This window comes from Micromonospora sp. MA102 (assembly GCF_025460765.1).
GTDB classification, from domain to species: domain Bacteria; phylum Actinomycetota; class Actinomycetes; order Mycobacteriales; family Micromonosporaceae; genus Micromonospora; species Micromonospora halotolerans.
Genome location: NZ_JAMWEG010000020.1, coordinates 49,357 through 74,023 on the forward strand (window position 1 = coordinate 49,357; position 24,667 = coordinate 74,023).

The 24,667-nt window shown below is 75.2% G+C and carries 21 protein-coding genes; 11 read left to right on the forward strand and 10 right to left on the reverse strand.

Annotation, left to right across the window (positions count from 1 at the left end; all coding sequences use genetic code 11):
* Positions 1-2,706, forward strand: coding sequence for a LuxR family transcriptional regulator (locus NFX44_RS28455; RefSeq protein ID WP_262286680.1), 2,706 nt, complete (start codon positions 1-3; stop codon positions 2,704-2,706).
* Positions 2,707-2,760: 54 nt separating this feature from the next.
* Here NFX44_RS28455 and NFX44_RS28460 read toward each other — a convergent pair whose 3' ends face one another.
* Complete coding sequence (locus NFX44_RS28460; RefSeq protein WP_262286681.1) at positions 2,761-3,486, reverse strand: alpha/beta fold hydrolase; 726 nt, start codon at positions 3,484-3,486, stop codon at positions 2,761-2,763.
* A 26-nt stretch (positions 3,487-3,512) separates the two neighbouring features.
* Entirely contained in the window at positions 3,513-3,866 is a 354-nt protein-coding gene (locus NFX44_RS28465) for a cupin domain-containing protein (RefSeq protein ID WP_262286682.1), read from the reverse strand.
* A 156-nt stretch (positions 3,867-4,022) separates the two neighbouring features.
* On the opposite strand from NFX44_RS28465, the gene NFX44_RS28470 reads away from it, so the two are divergent.
* A complete protein-coding gene (locus NFX44_RS28470) occupies positions 4,023-5,213 on the forward strand; it encodes a spore photoproduct lyase family protein (protein WP_262286683.1) in 1,191 nt (396 codons plus the stop codon).
* A 63-nt stretch (positions 5,214-5,276) separates the two neighbouring features.
* On the opposite strand, the gene NFX44_RS28475 is transcribed toward NFX44_RS28470, so the two are convergent.
* From NFX44_RS28475 to NFX44_RS28485, 3 genes are read right to left on the reverse strand one after another with little or no spacing between them, the layout of a single operon-like run.
* The gene (locus tag NFX44_RS28475) at positions 5,277-5,756 is read right to left on the reverse strand and encodes an SRPBCC family protein (RefSeq protein WP_262286684.1); all 480 of its coding nucleotides are present in this window, start codon (positions 5,754-5,756) and stop codon (positions 5,277-5,279) included.
* Positions 5,753-6,076, reverse strand: coding sequence for a helix-turn-helix transcriptional regulator (locus tag NFX44_RS28480; RefSeq protein WP_262286685.1), 324 nt, complete (start codon positions 6,074-6,076; stop codon positions 5,753-5,755). The genes NFX44_RS28475 and NFX44_RS28480 overlap by 4 nt, the downstream gene beginning before the upstream one ends.
* Before the next feature lie 32 nt (positions 6,077-6,108).
* The gene (locus tag NFX44_RS28485) at positions 6,109-6,579 is read right to left on the reverse strand and encodes an Rrf2 family transcriptional regulator (RefSeq protein WP_262286686.1); all 471 of its coding nucleotides are present in this window, start codon (positions 6,577-6,579) and stop codon (positions 6,109-6,111) included.
* Positions 6,580-6,704: 125 nt separating this feature from the next.
* Here NFX44_RS28485 and NFX44_RS28490 point away from each other — a divergent pair, with 125 nt between their 5' ends.
* Positions 6,705-7,445 carry an SDR family oxidoreductase gene (locus NFX44_RS28490; RefSeq protein WP_262286687.1) on the forward strand — a complete coding sequence of 247 codons (741 nt, stop codon included), beginning with the start codon at positions 6,705-6,707 and terminating at the stop codon, positions 7,443-7,445.
* A 13-nt stretch (positions 7,446-7,458) separates the two neighbouring features.
* On the opposite strand, the gene NFX44_RS28495 is transcribed toward NFX44_RS28490, so the two are convergent.
* The 3 genes from NFX44_RS28495 to NFX44_RS28505 all read right to left on the reverse strand — a co-directional run bounded on the left by NFX44_RS28495 (position 7,459) and on the right by NFX44_RS28505 (position 14,266).
* Complete coding sequence (locus NFX44_RS28495) at positions 7,459-9,702, reverse strand: hypothetical protein (RefSeq protein WP_262286688.1); 2,244 nt, start codon at positions 9,700-9,702, stop codon at positions 7,459-7,461.
* Between the two features lie 164 nt (positions 9,703-9,866).
* On the reverse strand, positions 9,867-12,980 hold the full coding sequence (locus NFX44_RS28500) for a hypothetical protein (RefSeq protein ID WP_262286689.1): 3,114 nt from the start codon (positions 12,978-12,980) through the stop codon (positions 9,867-9,869).
* Positions 12,977-14,266: an MFS transporter gene (locus tag NFX44_RS28505; RefSeq protein ID WP_262286690.1), complete on the reverse strand. Its 1,290-nt coding sequence runs from the start codon at positions 14,264-14,266 to the stop codon at positions 12,977-12,979. The genes NFX44_RS28500 and NFX44_RS28505 overlap by 4 nt, the downstream gene beginning before the upstream one ends.
* Positions 14,267-14,397: 131 nt before the next feature.
* On the opposite strand from NFX44_RS28505, the gene NFX44_RS28510 reads away from it, so the two are divergent.
* From NFX44_RS28510 to NFX44_RS28535, 6 genes are all read left to right on the forward strand, one after another.
* Positions 14,398-17,190 carry a LuxR C-terminal-related transcriptional regulator gene (locus tag NFX44_RS28510; RefSeq protein ID WP_262286691.1) on the forward strand — a complete coding sequence of 931 codons (2,793 nt, stop codon included), beginning with the start codon at positions 14,398-14,400 and terminating at the stop codon, positions 17,188-17,190.
* Positions 17,191-17,271: 81 nt separating this feature from the next.
* Complete coding sequence (locus tag NFX44_RS28515) at positions 17,272-17,733, forward strand: SRPBCC family protein (RefSeq protein WP_262286692.1); 462 nt, start codon at positions 17,272-17,274, stop codon at positions 17,731-17,733.
* A complete protein-coding gene (locus NFX44_RS28520; RefSeq protein ID WP_262286693.1) occupies positions 17,730-18,080 on the forward strand; it encodes a metalloregulator ArsR/SmtB family transcription factor in 351 nt (116 codons plus the stop codon). The genes NFX44_RS28515 and NFX44_RS28520 overlap by 4 nt, the downstream gene beginning before the upstream one ends.
* A 23-nt stretch (positions 18,081-18,103) precedes the next feature.
* Positions 18,104-18,547, forward strand: coding sequence for an SRPBCC domain-containing protein (locus NFX44_RS28525; RefSeq protein WP_262286694.1), 444 nt, complete (start codon positions 18,104-18,106; stop codon positions 18,545-18,547).
* A gap of 130 nt (positions 18,548-18,677) precedes the next feature.
* Complete coding sequence (locus tag NFX44_RS28530; RefSeq protein WP_262286695.1) at positions 18,678-19,268, forward strand: NADPH-dependent FMN reductase; 591 nt, start codon at positions 18,678-18,680, stop codon at positions 19,266-19,268.
* 95 nt (positions 19,269-19,363) lie between these two features.
* Positions 19,364-19,975: a dihydrofolate reductase family protein gene (locus NFX44_RS28535; RefSeq protein WP_262286696.1), complete on the forward strand. Its 612-nt coding sequence runs from the start codon at positions 19,364-19,366 to the stop codon at positions 19,973-19,975.
* 22 nt (positions 19,976-19,997) lie between these two features.
* Here the strand turns inward: NFX44_RS28535 and NFX44_RS28540 are convergent, their stop codons facing one another.
* The gene (locus NFX44_RS28540) at positions 19,998-20,459 is read right to left on the reverse strand and encodes a VOC family protein (RefSeq protein WP_262286697.1); all 462 of its coding nucleotides are present in this window, start codon (positions 20,457-20,459) and stop codon (positions 19,998-20,000) included.
* Between the two features lie 100 nt (positions 20,460-20,559).
* On the opposite strand from NFX44_RS28540, the gene NFX44_RS28545 reads away from it, so the two are divergent.
* A complete protein-coding gene (locus tag NFX44_RS28545; protein WP_262286698.1) occupies positions 20,560-21,552 on the forward strand; it encodes a YafY family protein in 993 nt (330 codons plus the stop codon).
* 40 nt (positions 21,553-21,592) lie between these two features.
* Here NFX44_RS28545 and NFX44_RS28550 read toward each other — a convergent pair whose 3' ends face one another.
* Positions 21,593-23,827 carry a hypothetical protein gene (locus tag NFX44_RS28550; RefSeq protein WP_262286699.1) on the reverse strand — a complete coding sequence of 745 codons (2,235 nt, stop codon included), beginning with the start codon at positions 23,825-23,827 and terminating at the stop codon, positions 21,593-21,595.
* 212 nt (positions 23,828-24,039) lie between these two features.
* Here NFX44_RS28550 and NFX44_RS28555 point away from each other — a divergent pair, with 212 nt between their 5' ends.
* Positions 24,040-24,657 carry a VOC family protein gene (locus NFX44_RS28555; protein WP_262286700.1) on the forward strand — a complete coding sequence of 206 codons (618 nt, stop codon included), beginning with the start codon at positions 24,040-24,042 and terminating at the stop codon, positions 24,655-24,657.
* Positions 24,658-24,667: the final 10 nt, after the last annotated feature.

The following is a 24,667-nucleotide window of genomic DNA, read 5'->3' on the forward strand; positions in this document are numbered from 1 at the left end:
ATGCTGGTGGGCCGCGACGCTGACCTGGCCGTCCTGCGGACCGCCGTCGAGCAGGCACGCGCCGGCCGGAGCGCCGCGCTCGTGGTGATCGGGGATCCGGGCATCGGCAAGTCCGCGCTGCTGGACCACGTCACCACCGGCCCGGGGCTGACCGTGCTGCGCTGCGCCGGGGTCGAGTCCGAGGCGGAGATACCGTTCGCCTCCCTCCACCTCCTGCTCCACCCGGTGCTCGGCCGCGCGGAGGCGCTGCCCGACCTGCAGCGCACCGCCCTGCTCGGTGCGCTCGGGGTGGAGCCGGCCGCCGGCCGGGACCCGCTGCTGATCGGCGCCGCCGCGTTGACCCTGCTCGGCGACCTGGCCGAGGACGAGCCGGTGCTCTGCCTCGTCGACGACGCGCACTGGCTCGACGAGTCCTCCGCGCGGACGCTGCGCTTCGTCGGCCGGCGGTTGCACGCCGACGCGGTGGCGATGGTCTTCGCGGCGCGTCCCGGGTTCGATCCCGCAGGTCTGCCCGAGCACCGGTTGGCCGGGATCGGCGCCTCGGCCTGCGGCGCCCTGCTCGACCGCTGGTCTCCCGGTCTGGACCACGCGGCGCGGGAACGGATCATCCGGGAGAGCGGCGGCAACCCGCTGGCACTGCGCGAGCTGCCGCACGTGGCGGCGGAGCAGACGCACCTGCCCGCGCCGCTGCCGCTGTCGAAGCGGCTCGAGCACGCCTTCGGTACACGCATCGCCCGGTTGGCGCCGACCGCGCGTGCCGTGCTCGCCATCGCCGCCGCCGACGAGGCAGCCGAACTCGGCAACCTGCTGCGCGCCGCCGCCACCCGGGGGATCTCCCGCGACGCGCTGCGCGCCGCCCTGGCCGAGGCCGAGCAGGCCGACCTGCTGCGGGTGTCCGGCGGCCGGGTGGTCTTCACCCATCCGTTGCTGCGGGCCGTCGCCTACCAGCAGGCCGGGATCGAGCGGCTGGCCGTGCACCGGGCGCTCGCCGAGGCCGTCGCCGCGGAGCCGGACCAACAGGCCTGGCATCTCGCCGCGGCGGCGACGGGCCCCGACGAGACCACCGCCCGCGCGCTCGAACTCGCCGCCGAGCGGGCGCAGGGCCGCAGCGGATACGCCGCGGCAGCGGCGGCACTGGAACGCGCCGCCGAGCTGACCGCCGATCCCGGGCTGCGCGGTCGCCGGCTGATCGCGGCCGCGGTCGCGGCGAACGATGCCGGACAGCAGCACCGTACCCAGCACCTGCTGGACCGGGTCGGCGCGGCTCCCGCCGATCCGCTCCGAGCCGCCCGCTACCACGAACTCCGGGCCCGGGTCGCCTTCGACTCCGGCGACGCCGCCCGGGCACACGACCTGCTGGTGACGGCGTCCACGGCACTGTCCGACGTGGATCCCGTCGGTGCGCGTACCGTGCTCATCGACGCGGCCCGCAACGCCTGGCAGCTCAGCGACCCGCCCCGCGTGGCCGACGCCGCCGAACGGCTGGCGAAGCTGGGCCCTGCCCCGGAGAGCCTGGCACCGGCGGTCTCCGCCGTCACCGGAGCCGCCACCCTGCTCACCACCGGCCCGGTGGGGGCCCTGCCCGTGATGCGTTCGCTGGTCGCCGCGGGGCTGCGGAGCCGTGGCGCCTACGGCCTGCGGCTCAACGCCGCGTTCGTGGCGGGCATCGTCGGCGACTTCACCGCCGGCGGCAGCATCGCCCGGCAGGTCGTCGACGACTGCCGCGCCGCCGGCGCGGTCGGCTGGTTGCCACTCGCGCACGTGACCCTCGCCACCGCCGAGCTGTATCTCGGACAGTTCCGCAACGCGGTCGCGTCGGCCACCGAAGGCCTGCAGCTGGCCGCCGACACCGGCCAGCCGAACCGCGCCGGATATCTGGAGGGCGTGCTCGCCTGGATCGCCGCCGTGCAGGGCGACGAGGACACCTGCCTGCGCCTCAGCGCCCAGTGCCAGGACGGCTTCGCCACCCACCGCATCGCCAACGGCCTCGCCTGGGCAGTCTGGGCCCGAGCGATGCTGGACCTCGCCCAGGGCCGCACCGCCGAGGCGCTGGCCCGGCTCGACGCCGCCCTGGACGGGCCGGTGCGGCACCAGGCCCATGCCGTCTACTTCGCACCCGACCAGGTTGAGTGCGCCGTTCGCCTCGGCGATCCGGAGCGCGGCCGCGCGGCGGGCGACCGGTTCGGGGCGTTCGCCGACGCGGCCGGACAGGACTGGGCGCGGGCCGTATGGCACCGCTGCCAGGGCATGCTCACCACGGACACGGACCTCGCGGACCACCACTTCGCGGCGGCGTTGCGCGCGCACGCGGACGGCTCACGGCCGTGGGAGGTCGCCCGTACTCACCTGTCGTACGGCGAGCGGCTGCGCCGCGACCGGCGCAAGAACCAGGCCCGGTCGCACCTGAGGACCGCGCGGGAGATCTTCGAACGGCTGCCGGCACAGCCGTGGGCCGACCGGGCGGCCGCGGAGCTGCGTGCCGCCGGCGAGCAGACACCGTCCGCCGCTGCCGTCGACCTGCTCGCGGCGCTCTCGCCGCAGGAGTTGCAGATCGTCAAGCTGGCTCACGCGGGTTTGAGGAACCGGGAGATAGCGGCACAGCTCTTCCTCAGCCCGAAGACTGTCAGCTATCACCTTTACCGCGCGTTCCCGAAGCTCAACGTGGCCAACCGGGGCCAGTTGGCCCGCCTCGACCTGCCGGCGTGAACCCACGCGGCGCGCCGGCACCGCGGCAGGCGCGCCGCGGCCGCACGGCTGCGGTCAGCGGGACACGCCGTCGAGGGCCTGCATGATGACGTCGGTGACCGCCTGGGGCTGGCTGACCATGACGACGTGGGAGGCTTCGACCCGGGTGATGGTGGCGCCGGCACGCTCGGCCATCCGGAGCAGCGCGTCGCTGCCGGCGGCCCGGTCGCCGGTGGCGACGACCGCCCAGGAGGGAAGCCTCTTCCAGGCGGGGTTCGTCGTGGGCGTGGAGAAGGCCAGCGAGGAGGCCGGGCGCTGGGTGGCCGCCATGACCGTCGCGTCCTTCTCGGCGAGGTCGGCGGCGAACGCGTCGTGGAATTTCGCCGGGTCGATGAGGAACTCCGCCTCGGTCCCCGAGGCGGTCGGATACTGCACCGGCACCAGCGCCGAGGTCAGCACGCTGTCCTTCGAGCCACCCTCGATGTCCATCAGCGTCTCGCCGTCTTCGGGGGCGAAGGCGGCGACGTAGACCAGGCCCACGACGTTGTCGACCCGCGAGGCGGCGTTGGTGATGACGGCTCCGCCGTAGGAGTGCCCCACCGCGAGGACCGGGCCCGGCGTCTGCTGGAGGGCGCTCGCCACGTACGCGGCGTCCTCGGCGATGCCGCGCAGCGGGTTGGGCACCGCCTTCACGGCGACGCCCGCGGCGATCAACCGCTCCACCACCCCGTTCCAGCTGGAACTGTCGGCGAATGCGCCGTGCACCAGGACGACGGTGGGACGCGCGGAGGTGCTGGTCATGATCGGTCCTTTCGGTCGACGGTCCGTCAGTCACACGGCGTCACCAGGGGCTGCGTCTCGTCGACCAGGTACGTCGAGAGCATCATGGTGGTGACGTCGGCCGTGATGTTCCGGGCGTTGTGGACGACTCCGGGTGGGATCAGGAACGGCTCCCCGGCGTGGACCGTCAGGGTGGGCCGGTCGTTGAACTCCATGGCGATCACCCCGTGGATGAGGTACCCCACCTCCTCGCCGGGGTGCCGGTGCCGCCCCGACGCCAGCCCGACCGGGATCTCGAACAGGGTCTGCACGATCAGCCGACCCGGCACCGAGGCCGGATGCCGCTGGAGTTCGGTACGCCGGACGGTGGGCGGCTCCGCGACGCCGGGTTGGTGCGACATGCCCGTCTCCTGTCCAGTCGATCTCCACGCCCGCCTGCGGTCCGGCAGGCGCGCGGCACCGGGGACGTGGCGTTACCCGCCGCCGGTCGAGACATGCCCGACCCGCCAGGACCAGCTCCACGGGTTGACGGGAGGGGGAGCGGGTAGGCGGGCCGGATGAGGCGGGACAGCGACTCCGTCGACGTCGACGAGCCGCTCGCCGTGGACGTGTCCCCGGCTTCGCACGACGCCAGCGGTGAGGGGGTGCCGACGCGCGACCTGACCGGTCTGGCGCCGGCGGCCCGGCCGGCCCGGCGCTGGACGCCGCGCCGGGTGGTGGTGACTCCGGCGGCCCTCGACCACCCGCACGGGCGGCGGGTCGTCGACCGGGTCGAGGCGCTGGGCACCGAGGTGGAGCGGTTGCGCGCCAACCGGCTGACCGGCGTGCGTGGGGAGACCGAGCGAGAGACGTACGCGCGGGCCAAGGCCACCCTGGCGATCGTGGTCAGCCCGCCGTCGCGGCGGGCGCTGCAGCCGATCGCGCCGAGCGCGGACTGGCGGGTCGACCTGGCCGAGGGCTGCCCGGCGCACTGCCAGTACTGCTATCTCGCCGGGTCGCTGTCCGGCCCGCCGGTGACCCGGGTGTACGCGGACCTCGACGACATCCTCGCCGGGCTGGCCGCGTACGCCGGGCGGGGAACCGTGACAAGCCGCAGCGCCGCGCGGGCCGGGGAGGGCACCACGTTCGAGGCGTCCTGCTACACGGACCCGCTCGCCCTGGAGCACCTGACCGGGAGCTGGCGGCGGGCCGTGGAGCACTTCGCCGCCTGGGACGCGCCGGTGCAACTGCGCTGGACCACCAAGTACGCCGATGTGGACACCTTCGTCGGGGTGCCGCACGGGGGGCGTACCCGGGTGCGGTTCAGCGTCAACGCCGCGCCGGTCAGCGAGCGCCTGGAGGGCGGGACCGCGACGGTGGCGGACCGGCTCGCGGCCCTGCGCCGGCTGGCCCTCGCCGGTTACCCGGTGGGACTGACCATCGCGCCGATCATGCCGGTGCCCGACTGGCGGCGGCACTACGGCGCGCTCCTCGACCGGGTGGCGTCGGCCGTGGGCGGGCTGGCCGGGCTGGACCTGACGGCCGAGCTGATCACCCACCGGTTCACGCCGGGCAGCAAGGAGGTGCTGCTCGGTTGGTATCCGCGGACCCGCCTGGAGATGGACGAGGAGTCCCGCCGCCGGAAGTACGGAAGGTTCGGCGCGGTGAAGTACGTCTACCCGCGGGAGACGATGACGGAGCTGCGGACCTGGTTCGAGCGGGAACTGGCCGCCCGGGTGCCGGCCTGCCGGCTGCTCTACTGGACCTGACCGCGAAGCGGCCCGTTGACGGTGCGGGGACGCGACCGGGCGGGAGCGTCCCCGCGCCCGCGGTCAGCGGTCGGTGAACAGGGCGGCGTACCGGGTGAGGTAGAGCGGCCAGCCCTCGTCGTGGCTGACGCCGTCGCGGACGGACTGCCAGCCCGGGCCGTGCCGGTCGAGGTGGCGGTGTTCCAGCTCGACGCGGGTGCGGTGCGGGGTCTCGGCCACGAAGCGGACCTCGACCTCGCTGGTGTTGTCCGGGTCGGTCTCGACCTGCCACCGGGGACTGATGTCCCAGCTGAACACCACCCGGTCCGGCGGCTCGTACGCGAGCACGCGCGCCCAGCGGCACTCGCTGCCGTCGACGGCCCGGTCGTAGATGTGGCCGCCGACCTTGGGCTCGAACACGGTTTCCGCGATCGCCGCGCCGAGCAGGTTGTGCTCCGGCGGCTTGAAGTCACCGAACCGCTCGGTGAACACGGTGAACGCCCGTTCCAGCGGCGCCTCGACCACGATCTGCCGGCGGACCACAGGGACTTCTGTCTCGGTCATGGGGTCTCCTCGGTCGGTTGTTCGACGGCGCTCTGGTAGCTGTCCAACGCGCGGTGCCAGAACGTGTCGAGCTGGTCCCGTAGCGCGGCCACACCGGCCGGGTTGAGCCGGTAGACCCGCCGGGTGCCGGCCGCCTGGTCGGTGACCAGCCCGGCGTCCTTCAGGACCTTGAGGTGCTGGGACACCGCCGGTCGGCTGATCGGCAGCTCGTCGGCGAGCTCGCCGACGGCACGGGGTCGCTCGGCCAGGCAGGCGACGATGGTGCGCCGGGTGGGGTCGCCCAGGGCGTCCCAGCCGTCGCCCGTTCGGTAAGTAGCCACGAACGTAAGCTACAGCTTACCGAGGGCGCGAGTCAAGACAGCCAGTCGCGGATGCCGGCCAGCGCGGTGGGGCCGTAGTCCTCGTCGACGTCGCGGGCGAGGTCGGCGATGGAGACGGCCCGGAGGGCGGCGCGCCAGGCGGCGTCGGCGCCGGCCATCGCGCGGGCGATCGGGCACGGCCCGGTGCAGGCCTCCGCCGGTGTGGCCAGCGGGCCGCGCTGGCGGATCTCGGTGCACACGAACGCGGGCTGGTCGCCGTCGACGGCGGCGACGACGTCGAGGACCGTGATCAGTTCGGGAGCCCTGGTCAGGACGTAGCCGCCCGCCTTGCCCTGGACGGAGGTCACGAGGCCGGCGCGGGAGAGCGCCTGCAACTGCTTGGCCAGGTAGCTGCCGGAGACGTCATGCAGCTCGGCCAGCCGGGCCGCCGGCACCGGTTCGGTCGCCGTGGTCAGCACCACGCAGCAGTGCAGTGCCCACTCGACCCCGCCGGACAGCTTCATGGGACCCCCTCTTGACTCGGACAAAGACTATCCGATTAGAGTCTCGGACAGAAGTTATCCGAGTTCGAGGCGGCGTCTCGACGAAGCCGGCGTGCCGTGCGGCGCGTCGTGGAAGGGTGAGAGCCATGAAGCTCACAGTCATCGGTGGCACCGGACTGATCGGCTCGCAGGTGGTCCAGAAGCTGACCGCGGCCGGGCACGAGGCCGTCCCCGCGGCGCTGTCGACCGGCGTCGACCTGCTCACCGGCGGGGGGCTGGACAAGGCGCTGGAGGGCGCCGAGGTGGTGGTCAACGTGGCGAACTCGCCGACCTTCGACGAGGCCTCGCTCGACTTCTTCCGCACCTCGATGACCAACCTGCTGGCCGCCGGGGAGCGTGCCGGCGTCCGGCACCAGGTGGTCCTCTCGATCGTCGGGGTGGACCAGGTGCCCCAGCTCGAGTACTACCGTGCCAAGACCCTCCAGGAGGACCTGCTCCGGCAGGGGCCCACGCCGTACTCGATCGTGCGGGCCACCCAGTTCTTCGAGTTCATGAACGCGGTCCTGTCCTGGACCTCCGACGACACCACGGTTCGCCTGCCCGCCACCCGCATTCAGCCGATGGCCGCCGCGGACGTGGTCGACGCGGTCGTCGACGTCGCCACCGGCGCGCCCCTGAACGGCATCCGCAACGTCGCCGGCCCGGACGTCTTCGCCCTCGACGAGCTGGGCCGGGTCACCCTGGCCGCCCAGGGGGACGACCGGAACGTCGTCATCGACGACGCGGCCGGCATGTTCGCGGTGGTCGACGGCGACGTGCTGATCGCGGGCCCGGACGCACACCTGGCGCCCACGCACTACCGGGACTGGATGCGGTCCGCCCACTGACCCGGGTGGGGCCTCAGCCGACGGCGTCCGGCGGGTCCGGCGGTTCGCGGAGGCGCGCGACCAGCTCGCGCGCCGCCTCGATGAACGGCTGGTCGGACTCGCCGGGCCGGTGCCCCTGGATCGGCGGTGGGACGCTGTCGCCCGGTGGCGCCACCACGGCGGCCGGGTCCCGCAGCCGGCGGTCCACCGCCGCGGCCGGGTCCCCGGCCCGCGCCGCCGGCGGGTGGGCGGCAAAGATCCGGCCTCCGACAGGGTCGGTCGCGCGCCACAGGTTCAACCACCGCCAGCCGACCCGCGCGCCGATCTCGCGCAGGGCGTCGTCGTCGACGTAGGCGGGGTAGAGCCGGGCGTAGAGACGGCGCAGCGGCGACCCGTAGGTGAGCAGTGCGACCCGGCTGCTGACCCGGGGCGGCAACTGGAGCATCGTCGCGGCGGCCAGGACCGAGCCGTGGCTGTGGCCGGTGAGCAGCACGGCGTTGCCGGACTCGACCAGGAAGGTGATGCGCCGGGCCAGCTCCGGCACGGAGCGCTCGGCGTAGCAGGGCGGCGCGAACGGGTGGGCGGCCCGGGGCCAGAACGTGCCGAGGTCCCACAGGATGCCGACGTGACGCCTGAACTCGGCGGTCCGGTAGGCGAAGATCGCGCCGAGCACCAGGCCGAGGATGATCGCCGCGATCACCCAGCTGCCGAACGCGATGAGGAAGGTGACCAGGTCGGCCGGCACCCCCGCGTACCGTTCGATGACGTCACCCGGCCACACCTCCATCCGGCCGAGGGTGGTGGTGGCCGTGCCGATCCCGGCGAGGCAGGCGTAGACCACGGCCAGCGGTATGAGGATCTCGGTGAACCGCGCCCGCGCCACCGCCTGCCGGACCTGCCCCAGCCGCGGCCCGGCCTCCGGCGGCGGGTCGGGATAGTCGCGGGCGACGATCGCCGCCGCGGCACGAAGCCGGCGCGGTCGGGAGAACAGGGTCACCAGGCCCGCCACGACCAGCGTGATCAGCACGGCCCGGAAGAAGCCGAAGATCGCCCAGGTGTACGCCCGCGGCGGTCCGGCGGTGATGGCCACCGCCGTCGGCGCGTCGCGGTCCAGGAAGTCGGCCACCCGGTAGACCAGTTCGGCGGAGTACGCCACCGCCAGGCTGATCGCCGCGGCCGCCACCGCCAGCGCTCCCAGCCCGAGCAGCGGGGTGCCGTCCGGCCCGCGGTCCCGGCGGCACAGCAGCACGGCGCCCAGGGCGGCCAGCAGCGTCGTCTGGGTGACGAACAGCCAGGTGAGGATCGCGTCGTAGCCGGGCAGGCCGCCACCCTCGCGCCACGGCGCCGGGCCGGCCAGGACGTGAGCCGTGACGACGACGGTGAGGATCAGGGCGACCGTCCGCAGCGTGCTGGTGACCCGGTCGAGTCGCCGGTCCGTGGCGGCCCGGTCGATCAGCGGCGGCGTGCAGAGCAGGACGACGCAGGTGACCAGGACGGCCCCGGTGACGACCGCCAGCGCCAGGGTGCCGGCCGAGGCGCCGGGTCCGGCCCGGGCGGCGAGCAGCGTGACGTCGAGCGTCGCGAACGCCGCCGCGACGTGGATGGAGCGCAGCCGGCCCACCAGCGGCTCGGAGTCCCACCGGCCGACGGTGCCGAGCTGATGGGCGGACACGTCGGCCTCAGGAGCACGGAACGCCTCGAACACCCGCCCCGGGCGGGTACTGGCGCGCCAGAGCAGGCCGACGGCGGCGGCCGGCACCAGCGCCAGCACCGCCAGCCGCAGCCCGACCGGCCGCCCACCCAGCCAGGACAGCCAACTGCGCCCGGCCAGGCAGTGCGGTGACGCCGTGCACTTCCACGCGATCAGGTCCAGGGCCACGCCGGCGCACGCGAGGACGTACAGCGCGGTGAGCGTGAGCGCCAGCAACCGGCACAGCGACCGGACCGTCACGTCGGAGCCGCGGCCCGGCGGACGCATCCAGATCGCCACGTTGACCAGCATGAACGGCAGCAGGAACACCAGCGAAAGGGTCCGGGCCACGGTCCCGGCGGGCAGGTCAGCCCAGCGGTACGCCTCCAGCGTCACCCGCTCGGCTCCGCCGGCGCCCGGCCTGCGGCGGGCGGGCCGGTAGAAGCCGCCGCTGCGGTCGCCCGCGACCTGCTGGACCTGCGGCAGGTCCAGGACCTGGCCGGCGCTCGCCCGGGAGGCCCCGTGCACCCGCAGTTCGACCACGTCGCCGGACGCCGCCGGCCCGCCCCGCGCTGCCGCATCCGACATGGGCCCCCCGAGTCGTCTTCTGGGGGCCAGACCGGGTGAACCCGGCCGAGGAGGGCCCCGCCGCTCGGGGCGGTCTACCCCGCCCGGCCGGGCCCAACCGCGTCCCGGCGTCACCTCCGGGCCGGCCCGCCGCGGGCCCTCCGGGCCCGCCGGTGCGGTCCCGGTCACCGTGCCGGCGGGTCGTAAGCCGGAGCCGGTCCGGCCGTCCGCCGTCCCCGGCCGGCGGCCAGCAGCAGGCCGGCGCCGGCCAGGACCGCTCCGACGGCGGCGGCGCGTCCCGCGAGGTCGGCGGGAATGCCCAGGTAGACCGTGATGCCGAGGATGCGGGACAGGCCCCAGGGCAGCAGCGCCAGCTGGTCGTTCCACACCGTCAACGCGCGTTCCAGGCCGACCACGGCGACCAGACCGGCCAGCACGCCGAGCGGGACGCCCGCGGCGGTCAGGGTCAGCCCGACGACCCGGCGTCGCCGCACGGCGTACCGGTCGCGGAGGACGACGGCGGTGGCCACGAACAGCCAGCCGAACGCGGCGAACGCGGCCGTGAGGTAGGCGGCGCGCAGGGCCGGGGCGGTCCAGAAGGCGAACCAGTAGCCGCCCGGCCCGCGGCCGGCGAGCGCCGCCAGGAGCAGCACGCTGCGCAGCAGCGCGACGCCGCCCACCACGGCCCACAGGTGGAACGGATCCCGCCGGCCGACGGCGACGCGGACGACGAGGGCGAACAGCGCCCATCCGCCGAGGCTGACCAGCAGGTGCGCGGGGGCGGCGAACCACGTGAACACGAGCCGGCTGGCCACCAGGACCAGGGCCGGGACCAGCCACACGAGGACCCGGTCCGCCCCGGACCGGGGCACCGGCAGCGCGGCCACCCGCCACGGCCGGACCGCGCCCAGCAGCAGCCCGCGCGCGGCGGCGGCGCCGAACCCCCGCCCGCGCAGGCCGAGCAGCACCACCACCAGGATCAGCGCGAGCAGCGCCCGGGCCGCCCAGGCCATGGCGGGGTCCCGGTCCGCGCGTGCCGCCCCGAGGTCGGCGGCCGTGAAGTTGTACGCGGGCAGGTCCGGGTCGGCGCCGTAGCGCTGCCGGTGCGCGTCCCGCGCCTGCTGGTACGCGGTCGCGGCGGCCCGCCAGCCGTCGTGGGCGGCAGGGGCGCCGGTGTCCAGCCACTGCGCGTGCCGCAGCACCATGGTCCGGTAGGCGGCCAGCGCCTCGAACAGGTTCACCTCGTAGTCCAGGGTGCCGGTGAAGTGCTCGCGGAGCGCCGCGTCCCGCCAGGTCGCCGGATCGGTGGCGGCCACCAGGTCCCGCATGCGCCGGGCCAGCGCGACGGCCTGTCCACCCTCGTCGATCGCCTCCTCGACGCGGCCGCCGGTGACCGCGTAGATGCTGTCCAGGGCCGCCGAGTCGCCGGTCGGGATGTCCCACTCGAAGATCCACATCATCGGCGGCGGCTCCAGCCCGAGCGCCCGCACCGACCGGTCGGCGTACGGGCCGATGTAGAGCCCGCGGGTGACCGCCGGCCGGGACAGCGCCATGGCCTGCCCGATCGCCGCGACGGTGTCCGGGTCGGCGGAGAACGTGCGGTACGCCCAGTCCGCCGTGACCTGCGCCGGGTCGGTGTCCGGATCCCAGGCCAGCCGCGCCACGGCGTACGTGTTGAGATCGTAGAGCTGCCAGAACCCGGCCTGCCGGTAGAGCGACATCGGTCCGGCGCGCAGCGGGCCGCCGTCCTGCGTCCAGTTCCAGACGCCCTCGACCCTCGGGTTGGCGGCGAGGAACGCCCGCAGCGCCTGGCGGTGCAGCGGGCCGAGGTCGTTGGGCAGCGAGCCGAACCCCTCGAACTCGCGGCGGGCCTGGAACTCCACGATGCGGCGGTGCGCACCGGCCAGCAGGGTGGTGTTCAGCGGCAGGTGGCTGTAGAAGTCGCCGAGGGTGTACTTGGTGGACACGATCAGGTGCGGGTCGTCGATACCGCCGAGCACCCGCGCGTACGACTCCGGGTTGGTGTGCAGGTCGCCGACCGCGCCCACGCCGACCGTCCAGGTCCGGAAGATGACCTCCCGGCCGGCCCTTCCCGCGGTGTCCAGCAGCGCGCGCAGCATCGCCTGCACGGACGCCTCCGTGGTGACGGCCAGCTTCGAGGAGTAGTCCCAGCCGTCCTGGGCGTACACCTCGCCGCCCTCGCCGACGCGGACCATCAGCCCGTCGACGAACGGCATGCTCTCGAACAGCTCGGCCAGCCCCGCCTGGTAGACGGCCCAGAGCCGGGGATCGGCCACGTCGAGCCCGCCGACGGTCCGCGTCAGGTACGCCTCCAGCGGCGGCGACACGGCGAGCATGTCGGTGAGCAGGAAGACCTTCACGCCCATCTGCTCGGCGTACCCGAAGACCGGGCCGAACGCCGCGACCATGGCCCGCGCACGGTCGACGTGGGTGTCGCCCGGCGGGTACACCGCGTGCCCGTCGCCGACCTTTGCGAAGGTGACGTACTCCAGGAAGCCCGGCACCACGACGGCGTTGTAGCCCTGGGCCACCGAGTGGTCGACGAACTGCCGGAACTGCGCGCCGACGCGGGCCACCGCGCCGGCGTCCACCCACGGCGCCCGCGGCAGGAGCGCCGGCCCGACCACGTCGGTGTTCAGGCGGTAGTCGTCGCCCGCGGCGAAGGCGGCCGGGTCCGGCTCGCGGCCCACCGAGCCGGCATCGGTGAGCCGCAGGCCGAGCCGGGGCGTGACCAGCCGGCCCGCGTCGGCGGTGGGCAGCACCTCGGCGCCGGAGCGGATCCGGTCGGCGAGCCGGTACAGCCCGGCCGCGGCGCCCGCCACGTCGGTCCCGTCGACGGCCAGTTCGGTCCCGCGGACGCCGAGCCGGTAGGACTCCGGCGCCGCGCCCGGCGCGGGGCGCACGGCCGCCCGCAGCACGGTCACCGCCGACGGGTCCGGTGCGGTCGCGCTCGCCGGGGTCGTGCTCTCCGCCGGCGCCGGCGCGGCAGGGGTGACGGCCGGGCGGGGCAGGCCCCGCGCGGCCAGGGCGTCGGCGACCGCGGCCGCGGCCTTGCGGGTGCGCGGTTCGTCGGGCACGACCACGGACGACAGCGGCGGCGCCGGCGCGGCGACCCGCCGGGGCGCGGCGGCGGCGTCCTCGTGCGGCACGGCCGCGGGGGCGTGGCTCAGCCCGAGCGCGTCGTCGACTCCCCAGGCCACACCCGCGCCGAGCACCAGCAGGACGAGCGCGGCGGCGAGCAGCGGGTACGGCCTCCGGGCCGGAGTGACGTGAATCACGCTCGCATCGTAGAGGTGCTCCCGCCGTTGCCCAGGTGCGCGGGCTGCCGGTCGAACCGGGTGGGTCGCAGGGCGGCGGCGACACCGGCGCCCAGCGCGATCGTGAGCACGGCGGAGATCAGCAGGGTGTGCCGGCCGCCGACCACCGCGACGACCGGACCGCCCAGCAGGGTGCCCAGCGCGGTGGCCGGAGTGGTCAGCGCGGTGCGGGCGGCGAGCACCCGGCTCAGGGCCCGCGGTGGGGTGTCCCGCTGGAACAGGGCCGTGGAGATGGCGGTGAACGGGCCGTAGACCAGGCCGCCGAGGGCCAGCCCGACCAGCCCGGGCGCGACGGCGTCGGTGAGCCCGAGGGGGAGCAGGGCGGCGCCCCAGCCCACGATGATGCCCACCACGACCGGCCAGGGCGGGCGGCGCCGCAGCAGCGGAGCCCCGAGCGCGCCCGCCGTCGCCCCGACGCCGAACACCGTCCAGTAGAGACCCAGCAGGCCCGGTGAGCCGTGCAGTCCCTGGGCCACGTGGACGGGCAGGGCCACCTCGACCGGGCCGTAGAGGAAGAAGAACGCGCAGGTGACCGCGATCAGCCCGAGCAGGCGTGGCCGGTCCGCGATGGTGCGCCAGCCACCCGCCGACGGCTCGGCCGCCGGCACGCCGAAAGTGGTGGCCCGCCGGGCCGGGACCGTCCAGCCGGCCACGGCCAGCACCGCGAAGCTCGCCGCGTCGACCGCGATCACCCAGCCCGGGCCGACCAGCGCGGTCAGCCCGCCGGCCAGGGCCGGGCCGACCACGAAGGCGGCCTGCGCGAACGTGGACAGCAGCGCGTTGCCGGTGAGCCGGTCCTCCTCCGCCGGCAGCACCTCCGCCACGAGCGTGTACGCCCCGGCGTTCCCCCACGCGTGCAGCAGGGAGGACACCGCCAGCAACGCCACGTACGCCACCGGGTCCAGCAGCCCCGACACCGCCAGGATCGCGACCGCGCCGAGGGCCGTCGCCCGTACCGAGGCGTCGGCCGCCACGAGGTGCGCGGCGCGCATCCTCCGCACCAGCCGGGCGAGCACGGCCGCGCCGAGCGGGGCCGGCAGCGCGTACGCGGCCACGGCCAGCCCGGTCCAGACGCCGGCCTGGCCGGCCGGCGCGATCTGGACCGCGAGCCACGCCACGGCGACCATGCTCATGCCGTCGCCGAGGGAGGAGACCAGCATTCCGGGCAGGGTCCGGCGAAGCACCGGCTGTCTCAGCAGCCGCCCGACCGAGCCGGCCCACGACCGCACACCAGACGCTGGGTTCATCTCCGCCGCTCCGTTCGCCGTCACCGATCTGCCTGCGCCTGAGCCTCGCCCGCGGGAGGCGGTACCGGCATCGGTGCCGACCACGGAAACCACCACGGATCGACGGCACGGGGGTGGGCGAGAATGGACCCGTGACGGCGACGGGGGAGGTCTCGGCCCGCGAGGCCGAGGTGTTGGCGCTGGTGGGGGAGCACCTCAGCAACGCCGAGATCGGAGCACGGCTCTTCATCTCGGTGCGCACCGTGGAGAGTCACGTCTCCTCGCTGCTGCGCAAGCTGGCGCTGCCGGACCGGCGGGCGCTCGCCCAGCGCGCGTCCGAGCTGGGTCGCGCCGACCGGTCCCACCCGGCACCGGCCCTGCCGACGCCGCTGACCTCGTTCGTCGGCCGGGCCCGGGAGCGGGCCGAACTGGCCGAGATCGTCAAGACCCACCGGCAGGTGACCGCTGTCGGCCCCGGCGGCGTGGGCAAGACCCGGCTCGCGTTGACGCTGGCTGCCGAGTCGGCCGGCGAGTACGCCGACGGGGTGTGGTTCGTCGACCTGGTCCCGGTCACCGAACCGAGCGCCACCGTGGTCGCGGCCGCGGTCGCCGCCGCGCTCGGCCTCGGCGAGCAGCCCGGCGCCGCCATCGACGAGTCGGTGGTCGCCGCGCTGGCCGACCGGCACGCCCTGCTGGTGCTGGACAACTGCGAGCAGGTGCGGGACGGGGTGGCGCCGTTCGTCGAGCGGCTGCTCGCGGCCTGCCCCCGGGTGGCGGTGCTGGCGACCAGCCGGGCCCGGCTCCTGGTGCCGTTCGAGCGGGTGTACCCGGTCCCGCCGCTGTCCCTGGCCGGCGACGGGGAGTCCGACGCCGTCGCACTGTTCCTGGAGCGGGCGGCGGCGGTGGGCCGGCCGCCCGATCCCGCCCTGCGCGACCACGTCGCCGCGGTCTGCGCGCGGCTCGACGGGGTGGCGCTGGCCATCGAGCTGGCCGCCGCCCGCTGGTCCACGCTCGGGCTCGACGGCCTCACGGCCGGCCTGTCCGACCAGCTCCGGATGCTCGCCGGCGGGTCCCGCGCCGACGACCGGCACCGCTCGGTGCGGGCGGCGCTGGACTGGAGCCACGCCCTGCTGGAGCCGGCCGACCGGGCGCTGCTGCGCCGGGTGTCGGTGTTCGTGGCGCCGTTCACCGTCGCGGCGGCGGCGGAGGTCGCCGGGTCCGACGCGGGCGTGGTCGCCGACGGGCTGGCCCGGCTCGCCGAGCAGAGCCTGCTGGTGGTGACGGCCTCCCTCGGCGGCACCGAGTACCGGGCGCTGGAGACCATCCGCCAGTACGGGACGGAGCGGCTCACCGAGGCCGGCGAGCTGGACGACGCGCGCGCCCGGCACCTGCGCTGGTGCCTGGCCGAGGCCGCCGGCCTGGCGGTGGTCGGCGCGGACTGGCGGGTGCGCTTCGACGCGGTGGCGGACGATCTCCGGTCCGCCCTGGCGTGGGCGGCCGACCGGCCCGGGCAGCGCGCGGACGCGTACCGCCTCGCCCGGCGCCTGGCGGAGCTGACCTTCACCCGCAACCTGGTCGGCGAGTCGCAGCTGCGTTTCGCGCAGGCGGCCGCGCTCGCGGACGACCCGGCCGACACCGCGTCGATGCTCCGGCAGGCCGCGGCCGTGGCCGGCTGCCGGATGCGCGGCGACGACATGTACCGCTTCCAGCGCGCCGCCGCGGACGCCGCCCGCCGGGCGGGGGACACCGCCGGCGCCGCCACCGACCTGGCGACCGCCGCCACCAACGCCTACCGGTTCTGGAGCAAGTTCGCCCGCCTCACGCCGGAGGCCGAGGCGGTCGCGCTCATCGCCGAGGCGCGGGAGCTGGCCGGCGACGACCCGGCCGCCCGGGCCGCGCTGGCGCTGGCCGAGGCGGGGGTGCTCACCGACGCGTTCGGCGCCGCCCAGGGGCCGGCCGAGAACAGCGTGCCGGAGACGGTCGCCCGCGCCGAACGGGCGGTGGAGCTGGCCCACCGCACGGGGGACCCGCTCGCCGAGTCCGCCGCGCTCGACGCGCTCACCGGCGCCCGGAGCTGGGCCGGTGACGCGTTCGCCGCCGCGGCCACGGCGCGGCGCCGGATCACGCTGCTCTCGGCCGCGCCGGACACTCCGGCCGGCACCCACGAGCTGATCGACGCGCTCGGCATGGCCACCGAGGCCGGCCTCGGCGCCGGGGACCTGCCCGGCGCCCGCCGGTGGGCCCGGCAGCTCGCGGACCATCCGTTGCTCGCCGAGGTCGGCCACCGCGCCACGAGCTGGCTGCTGGTGGCCGACGCGTTCGCGGGCAACGTCGACGAGGTCCTCACCGGCGGCGCCCGGTTCCTGGAGGCGTGGCAGCGGGCCGGCAGCCCCGCCCGGTCGGTCCTCGGCCCGGCCGTGGCGGGTGTGGCGATGATCCACGGCCTGCGCGACGACCACAACGCCCGGCGCGAGTGGGACGCCGTCCTGCGCCGGCTGGGGACCCCGCCGGAGCATGTCCACGGCTACGGCGCGGTCTTCGACGCCATGCTCATGCTGCACCACGGGCGGGCCGGGGAGGCGTGGGAGCGTCTGGCGCCCGAGCCCGCCGACGTGTGGAAGTGGGTCACCTGGATCTGGCTCCACTGGTACGTGGCGCTGCGCGCCGAGGCGAGCGTGCTCGCCGGGAACCCCGACGCCGCGGATCGCCTGGCCGAGGCGCGGGCCGTCGTGGCCGGCAACCCGGTCGCCGCCGCCATCGTGGAGCGGGCCGCCGCGTTGTTCGACGACGACCGGCGGCGGCTGCTCGCCACGGCTGCCGCGTTCGACGCGAGCGGTTGCCGCTACCAGGCGGCCCGGACCCTGGTGCTCGCCGGCGGCGACCACGCCGTTCGCGGGTCCGCGGCGCTCGCCGGCCTCGGCCTCGCCCCCATGGCGCCCCGCTGACGTCAAAGCGCAACCAGTGGTTGCGTCAGGCCGGACCTCGGGGTAGCGTCATGCGCAACCAAACGTTGCGGGAGGTCTGTCATGGAGTTCGGCACCATCGAGCGCGAGATCTACGTCGAGGCGTCGCCCGAAATCGTCTTCGAGGTGGTGAGCAGTCCCGACCACCTGCGGCAGTGGTGGCCGGACGACGCCCGGTACGACCCGACGCCCGGGTCGACGGGAGAGATCGTCTTCGGCGACCGCGACGCCGGCGGGACGGCCGTGCCGTTCACCGTCGTCGACGCGCGACCGCCGCGGACGTTCTCGTTCCGGTGGACGCACCCGGCCGGCGAGGTCGCGGCGGAGGGCAACTCGCTGCTGGTCACCTTCGACCTCACCCCGTCGGGCGCCGGGACGCTGCTCAGGATGACCGAGAGCGGCTTCCGGGAGATGGGCTGGGAGACCGCCGTGCTGGAGCAGCAGTACCAGGAGCACGTCACCGGCTGGGACTTCTTCCTGCCGCGGCTGGCGCCGTACGCCGCGACGCTGCCGGTGCGGGCATGAGCACCGGGGTCATGGAGGAGGTCGACGACGACCTCTGGTCCGCGATCGGGGACCCGACCCGGCGCCGGATGCTCGACCTGCTGCTCGTCGAGGGCGACGGCACCGCGACCACGCTCAGCCAGCAGATGCCGGTCACCCGGCAGGCGGTGGCCAAGCACCTCGGCGTCCTCGACCGGGTCGGCCTGGTCCGGGCGACGCCGGCCGGCCGCGAGAAGCGCTACCGGGTGGACGACGCGCAACTCGCCCGCGCGGTGGCCCAGCTGTCGTCGGTCGGGTCGGCGTGGGACGCCCGGCTGCGGCGGATCAAGCGGATCGCCGAGGCGATCCAGCGCAGCCAGACGGACTGACAAGAGGATCAGGGGGAGTCGAGATGGTGGACATTCTGCATCGCGTCGGGGTCAAGACCCCGACGCCGGACAAGGTGTACGACGCGCTGACGACCGTCGAGGGCCTCGCCGGCTGGTGGACCGACGACACGAAGGGCAGTGGCGAGGTCGGCGGCGTCCTCGAGTTCCGGTTCCCGCCCGGTGGCTTCGACATGGAGGTCGTCGAGCTCCGGCCCGCCGAGCGGGTGGCCTGGCGGGTGGTCGACGGCCCCGCGGAGTGGGTGGGGACCACGGTCGACTGGGACCTCCGCCAGGACGGCGACTACACGATCGTGCTCTTCACGCACCGGGGCTGGCGGGAGCCGGTGGAGTTCATGCACCACTGCAGCACCAAGTGGGGCTCGTACCTGATGAGCCTCAAGTCGCTGGTGGAGACCGGCCAGGGCGCGCCGTCGCCGCGGGACGTGCAGATCAGCGACTGGCACTGAGGCCGGGTCACGGACTCCCCGTGACCGACCAGGGACGACGTGCCGTCGGTGCCACCGTTCGAAACCGTGCCGACCGGGTACACGCCGGCCGCGCCCGCTGTCACCGGGCGGACGGACGGAAGGAACCGCGATGACCAGGATCGGCATCATCATCGGCAGCACGCGTCCCGGGCGTAACGGGGAGACCGTGGCCCGGTGGGTCCACGAGATCGCCGCCCAGCGCGACGACGCCCAGTACGAACTCGTCGACATCAAGGAGTTCAACCTGCCCCACCTCGACGAGATGGCACCCCCGTCGCTCGGCCAGTACACCCAGCCGCACACCCTGCGGTGGGCCGAGAAGATCGCCTCGTTCGACGGCTACGTCTTCGTCACGCCGGAGTACAACCACTCCACCTCCGGGGCGCTGAAGAACGCGATCGACTTCCTCTACGCGGAGTGGAACAACAAGGCGGCCGGGTTCGTCAGTTACGGCAGCGTCGGCGGCACCCGGGCGGTCGAGCACCTCCGCCTGGTGGTCGCCGAGCTGCAGATGGCGGACGTGCGGGCACAGGTCGCGCTCTCCCTCTTCACCGACTTCGAGAACTTCAGCGTCTTCAAGCCCAGCGAGCACCAGGTCGGCGCGGTGAACACGATGCTCGACCAGCTGGTGGCCTGGAGCGGCGCCCTGGCGACCCTGCGCTCCGGCACGACGATGGCCACCCCGCAGTCCCAGGCGTAGCGGCCGGGCCGGATCCCCGGGCCCCGACCGATGAGTTCCGGCCGGCGCCGCGGTCTGCCGAGGGACGGATCACGGAGTGAGAGGGGACGCGGCCCATGGGCAGGCTGGTCGTGACGGAGTTCGTGACGCTGGACGGGGTGGCGCAGGCGCCGGGGGAGCCCGACGAGGACCGCGCCGGCGGCTTCACCCACGGCGGGTGGCAGGCGCCGCTGGTGGACCACGAGACCGGCGAGGCCATGTTCGCGCAGGCCAGCAGCATGGACGCGCTGCTGCTGGGCCGCCGGACCTACGAGATCTTCGCCGGCTACTGGCCGACGGCGCCCGCGGAGATCCCGTTCACCGGGCTGCTCAACCGGGTGCCGAAGTACGTGGCGAGCCGCACGCTGAACGAGCCCCTCGACTGGGCGAACTCGACGCTGCTCGGCGGCGACCTCGCCGACGCCGTCGCCGAGCTGACGGACCGGCACGACGCGCTCCACGTGATCGGCAGCCTCGACCTGGTGCAGTCGTTGCTGCGCCTGCGCGTCGTGGACCGGCTGCACCTCTGGCTCTACCCGTTGACGCTGGGCGCCGGCAAGCGGCTGTTCGCGGACGGCACGATGCCGGCGGCGTTCCGGCTCACCGAGTCGGTCGGCCACCCCAACGGCACGCTGCAACTGACGTACGAGGCCGCGGGACGGCCGACCTACGGCAACCTCGCCGCCTAGGGCGCCGCGCCGAGGGCGGCGGTCAGTCCAGGCAGAACTCGTTGCCCTCGGGGTCGGTCAGCACGATGTGGCCGGCGCCCAGCGGGGGCTCGGGCTCGTAGCGGCGCACCCGCTTCGCGCCCAGCGCCACGAGCCGGTCGCACTCGGCCTCCAACGCCGCCATCCGCTCCTCTCCCTGCAGCCCGGGAGCGGCGCGGACGTCGAGGTGGACGCGGTTCTTGGCGACCTTGTCCTCCGGCACCTGCTGGAAGAACACCCGGGGGCCGTGCCCGTCCGGGTCCTCGATGGCCGACCGCGTGTTGCGCTGCTCCTCCGGTACGCCGATCCGCGCCAGGAAGTCGTCCCACGCGGCGAGAGGGTCGGCGCCCTCGGGCAGGTCGACTCCGGGCGGGCCGGGGTGGACGTAGCCCAGCGCGTCCCGCCAGAAGGACGACAGCGCCCGCGGGTCGTGGGCGTCGAAGGTGACCTGGAAGTGGCGGCTCATCGGGTTGCTCCGTTCGTCGCGGTGTGCCGGTGCGGATGTCGCCTACTCTGACATCCCTGGCGGACAGGATCGGTCCGCTATCTCGGGCAGGGTGGGCGGCATGGGCGGGGCGGGCGGCGACGAGCGGGGCACGACGGAGCGGGTGCTCACCCTGCTCGGGCTGCTCCAGCAGCGCCAGGTCTGGACCGGCCCGGAGCTCGCCGACCGGCTCGGGGTCACGCCGCGCACGATCCGGCGTGACGTCGAGCGGCTGCGCGCGCTCGGCTACCCGGTGCACGCCGGCCAGGGCGTGGGCGGCGGCTACCGGCTCGGCCCGGGGCGGGCCCTGCCGCCGCTGCTCCTCGACGACGAGGAGGCGATCGCCACCGCGGTCTCGCTGCTCGCCGGCGCGGGCGGCGCGGTCGCCGGGGCGGCCGACGCCGCGCTCCGGGCGCTGGCCAAGCTCGACCGGGTGCTGCCCACCCGCCTGCGGCACGACGTGCGCGCGCTCGCCGGTTCGGTGGAGTCCTTCGGCGGAGGCCGACCACCGGTCGACCCCGAGGCGCTCATGACGCTGGCCCGGGCCTGCCGGGACGAGGTCGAGGCCGGCTTCGACTACCCGTCCCGCAGCGAGGTGCGACGGCGGCGGGTGGAGCCCTACCGCCTGGTCGCCTCCGACCGGCGCTGGTACCTCCTCGCCTACGACCTCGACCGCGACGACTGGCGCAGCTTCCGGGTCGACCGGATGACCGACGTGGCCGCACGGACCTGGCGCTTCCGCCCGCGTAACGCGCCCGATGCGGCGACACACGTGCAGGAGGGGGTGGCGAGCCGGGTCTACCCGCACCGGGCGCGCTTCCTGGTGCACGCGCCGCCCGACACGGTCCGCGCGCAGATCCCGCCGTCGGCGGCCGTGGTGCGGCGGCGCGACGGGGAGCGCTGCGAGGTGGTCAGCGGCGCGGGCAGCCTGGACTTCGTGCTCATGCACGTGCTGCTGCTGGGCCACGACTTCGAGGTGCTCGACCCGCCCGAGCTGCGGAGGCGCTGCCGCGTGCTGGCGGAGCAGCTGCTGGCGGCCGGTGCGGCCCCGGCGCCCGGTCCGGCGCAGCCCTGAGCCGGTACGCCGACCCGGGGCGTCACGTGCCGGCGCGTGGTCAACCGGTCGACGGGCCGGGGGCGGTGTCCCGCAGCCGGTCGGCCAGTTCGCGGACGGCCGCGTTGTGCCGCGGATCCGACGCGCCGGGCAGGTGCCGGACGATCGGCGGCGGGACGGTGTCACTGGGCGCCGCGACCACGTCCACGGGGTCCCGCAGCCGCCGGTCCACCGTCCCCGCCGGCCCGCCGACCGCCGGCGGGTCCCCGGGCCGGTGGGGGGAGAACACCCACCCGCCGATGGAGTCGGTGTCCCGCCACAGGTTGATCCACCGCCAGCCGACCCGCCGGCCGATCTCCTGCAGCACCTCGGGGTGGACGTAGGCGGGGAACCAGCGGGCGTACAGCCGGGACAGCGGCGTCCCGGACGTCAGCAGCGCCACCCGCGCGCAGACCTCCGGCGGCAGTTGCAGCACCGTAGCGGCGAGCAGGACCGAGCCGTGACTGTGCCCGGCGAGCAGCACGGTCCGCCCCTCCCCGGCCAGGTAGCTGATCCGGCGGCTGAGTTCGGGCACCGCCCGCTCGGCGTAACAGGGCGGCGCGAACGGGTGCGCGGCCCGGGGCCAGAAGGTGCCCAGGTCCCACAGCACGCCGACGTAGCGGCGGAACTCGGGGGTGCGGTAGGCGAACAGGCCGCCCAGGACCAGTCCCAGGATCGCGGCGGCGATCACGTAGCTGCCCAGGCCGAGCCCGAAGTTCACCAGGTCGGCGGGGATCGGCGTCCACCTGTCGATCACGTCCCCGGGGTACCACCGGGCCAGCCCGAGGGTGCTGGTGGCCAGTCCGAGCCCGGCGAGAGCGGCGTAGGTGAGGACCAGCGGGGTCACCCGCTCGGTGAAGCGGGCCCGCGCGATCACCCCCTCGACCTCACAGATCCGCTCGGCGGCCTCGGCCGGCGCGTCCGGGTGGTCGCGGGCCACGATGCCCGCGGCGGCGCGTCGGCGGGCGGGCCGCGAGGCCAGCGCCGTGACCACGCCGGTCACCGAGGCGACCGTCACCGCCAGGAAGAACCCGAAGATCGCCCACTTGTACGCCAGCGGCGGGCTGGTGGCCAGCCGTTCGGCGGTGGGCGCGTTCCGGTCCAGCAGGTCCGCCACCCGGTAGACCAGCTCGGCGGAGTACGCCACCCCGAGCCCGACGGCGACGGCGTCGATGACCGGGGCGCCGAGCGCACGCAGGCGCGACCCGCCCGGCAGTCGGGCGCGCGCCCACAGCACGGCCGCCCCGAGGACGACCAGGAGGCCGGTCTGCGTCGCGAAGAGAAGGGTGACGATCTCCCCGTACCGGGGGAGTCCCGCCTGGGCGGCCCAGGGGGCGGGCTCGGCGGCCACGACGACCACGGTGGCGACGGTGAGCAGGCAGGCGGCGGTCCGCAGGCGGCGCAGGTTCCGCTCGGTGGCCGGGGCCGGCGTGGTGCGGTCGAGCAGCGGGTGGGCGCAGACCAGCACCGCGCACGTGGCCAGCACCGCCGCGGTCAGCGCCAGCAACGCGGTGGTCACGACGGACGCCCGCCCCCCGGCGGAGCGCGCGGCGAGCAGGACGGCGTCCAGCGTGGCGAAGGCCGCCGCGACGTGGATCGCCCGCAGCCGGGACACCAGCGGCGCGGCGTCCCACTGGCTGACCGCCGTGAGCTGGTGCTCGTCGGACACCGTGGCCGGGCCGCGGAACGTCGAGTACGTCCATCCGGGCCGGCTGCTCAGCCGCCAGACCAGCGCCACCGCCGCGACCGGTACCAGGGCGAGCACCGCCAGCCGCAGCCCGGCCGGCCGTTCACCGAGCCAGGACAGCCAGCTCCGGCCGGTGAGGCACCGCGGCGAGCCCATGCACTTCCAGGCGATCAGGTCCAGCGTCACCCCGGCCACCGCGATCACGTACACCGCGGTCAGCGTCAGGGCGAGCAGCCGGCAGAGCGCCTTCACGGTGGCGGCGGGCAGCCCGTCGCCGGGCGGGTGCATCCAGATCGCCATGTTGCCGAGCATGAACGGCAGCAGGAACACCAGGGACAGCGTGCGGACGGCCTTGCCGGAGGGAAGGTCCCGCCACAGGTACGCCTCCATCAGCACGCCGCCCGGCCCGGTCGTGTCCGGGTAGCCGGCCCGCGGCCGATAGAAGCCGCCGCTGCGGTCACCGGCCACCTGGTGCACGTTCGGCCGGTCCAGCACCTGCTCCGCGGCGGCGCCCGAGACGCCGTGCACCCGCAACTCCACGACCTCGACCGGCCGTTCGTCCGAGTCCATCGGCGTGTCCGACATCGATCTCCCGTGGCAGTGGCCGGCGCCGGGCGGTGACGCGCCCGTGCCGGGGGCTGCGGTCTACCCGTTCCGCAGCGGTTCAAAGGGGGCCGCGGACGGGGTGGCGGGATGCCGGGAAACCGGGCGGCCGGCGGGTGCCGGAGCAGTAACGTGGCAGGCGGAAGCCCTGCCGCCCGACCGAGTCCAGGGAGACCGTGATGAGCGCGACGGACGCCCGGAGCGACGACGCGAGCCGGAGCACCGATGTGAAGCTCGAGGTGGTCGTCCTCCCGGTGGCGGACGTCGACCGCGCGAAGGAGTTCTACGGGCGCCTCGGGTGGCGGCTCGACCGGACGCCGCCGGGCATCGTCCAGTTCACGCCGCCGGGCTCGGGGTGCTCGATCCAGTTCGGCCCGACCCTCACGGCCGCCGCCCCGGGCTCGGCGAAGGGGTACCTCGTGGTCTCCGACATCGAGGCCGCCCGCGGCGAGCTGACCGCCGCCGGCGTCGACGTGAGCGGGGTCTTCCACGTGGGTCCGGCCGGCCCGGTCGGCGGCCGGGACCCGGAGCGCCGCAGCTACGTCTCCCGCGCCTCGTTCACCGATCCCGACGGCAACGAGTGGCTGCTCCAGGAGATCACCACCCGGTTGCCCGGGCGGATGGCGGCGGACGTGACCTCGTACACCTCGGCCACCGACCTGGCCGGTGCGCTCCGCCGCGCCGCCGCCGCGCACGGCGAGCACGAGAAGCGCATCGGCGCGACGGACGAGAACTGGCCCGACTGGTACGCGGCCTACCTGGTGCGCGAGCAGGCGGGCGAGGAACTGCCCACCTGACCGTTCCTGA

Bases quoted from the DNA above. Each gene is read 5' to 3' on its own strand.
- NFX44_RS28455 (WP_262286680.1), top strand. From the start codon at position 1: ATGCTGGTGGGCCGCGACGCTGACCTGGCCGTCCTGCGGACCGCCGTC.
- NFX44_RS28460 (WP_262286681.1), bottom strand. From the start codon at position 3,486: ATGACCAGCACCTCCGCGCGTCCCACCGTCGTCCTGGTGCACGGCGCA.
- NFX44_RS28465 (WP_262286682.1), bottom strand. From the start codon at position 3,866: ATGTCGCACCAACCCGGCGTCGCGGAGCCGCCCACCGTCCGGCGTACC.
- NFX44_RS28470 (WP_262286683.1), top strand. From the start codon at position 4,023: ATGAGGCGGGACAGCGACTCCGTCGACGTCGACGAGCCGCTCGCCGTG.
- NFX44_RS28475 (WP_262286684.1), bottom strand. From the start codon at position 5,756: ATGACCGAGACAGAAGTCCCTGTGGTCCGCCGGCAGATCGTGGTCGAG.
- NFX44_RS28485 (WP_262286686.1), bottom strand. From the start codon at position 6,579: ATGAAGCTGTCCGGCGGGGTCGAGTGGGCACTGCACTGCTGCGTGGTG.
- NFX44_RS28490 (WP_262286687.1), top strand. From the start codon at position 6,705: ATGAAGCTCACAGTCATCGGTGGCACCGGACTGATCGGCTCGCAGGTG.
- NFX44_RS28495 (WP_262286688.1), bottom strand. From the start codon at position 9,702: ATGTCGGATGCGGCAGCGCGGGGCGGGCCGGCGGCGTCCGGCGACGTG.
- NFX44_RS28505 (WP_262286690.1), bottom strand. From the start codon at position 14,266: ATGAACCCAGCGTCTGGTGTGCGGTCGTGGGCCGGCTCGGTCGGGCGG.
- NFX44_RS28515 (WP_262286692.1), top strand. From the start codon at position 17,272: ATGGAGTTCGGCACCATCGAGCGCGAGATCTACGTCGAGGCGTCGCCC.
- NFX44_RS28520 (WP_262286693.1), top strand. From the start codon at position 17,730: ATGAGCACCGGGGTCATGGAGGAGGTCGACGACGACCTCTGGTCCGCG.
- NFX44_RS28525 (WP_262286694.1), top strand. From the start codon at position 18,104: ATGGTGGACATTCTGCATCGCGTCGGGGTCAAGACCCCGACGCCGGAC.
- NFX44_RS28530 (WP_262286695.1), top strand. From the start codon at position 18,678: ATGACCAGGATCGGCATCATCATCGGCAGCACGCGTCCCGGGCGTAAC.
- NFX44_RS28535 (WP_262286696.1), top strand. From the start codon at position 19,364: ATGGGCAGGCTGGTCGTGACGGAGTTCGTGACGCTGGACGGGGTGGCG.
- NFX44_RS28540 (WP_262286697.1), bottom strand. From the start codon at position 20,459: ATGAGCCGCCACTTCCAGGTCACCTTCGACGCCCACGACCCGCGGGCG.
- NFX44_RS28545 (WP_262286698.1), top strand. From the start codon at position 20,560: ATGGGCGGGGCGGGCGGCGACGAGCGGGGCACGACGGAGCGGGTGCTC.
- NFX44_RS28550 (WP_262286699.1), bottom strand. From the start codon at position 23,827: ATGGACTCGGACGAACGGCCGGTCGAGGTCGTGGAGTTGCGGGTGCAC.
- NFX44_RS28555 (WP_262286700.1), top strand. From the start codon at position 24,040: ATGAGCGCGACGGACGCCCGGAGCGACGACGCGAGCCGGAGCACCGAT.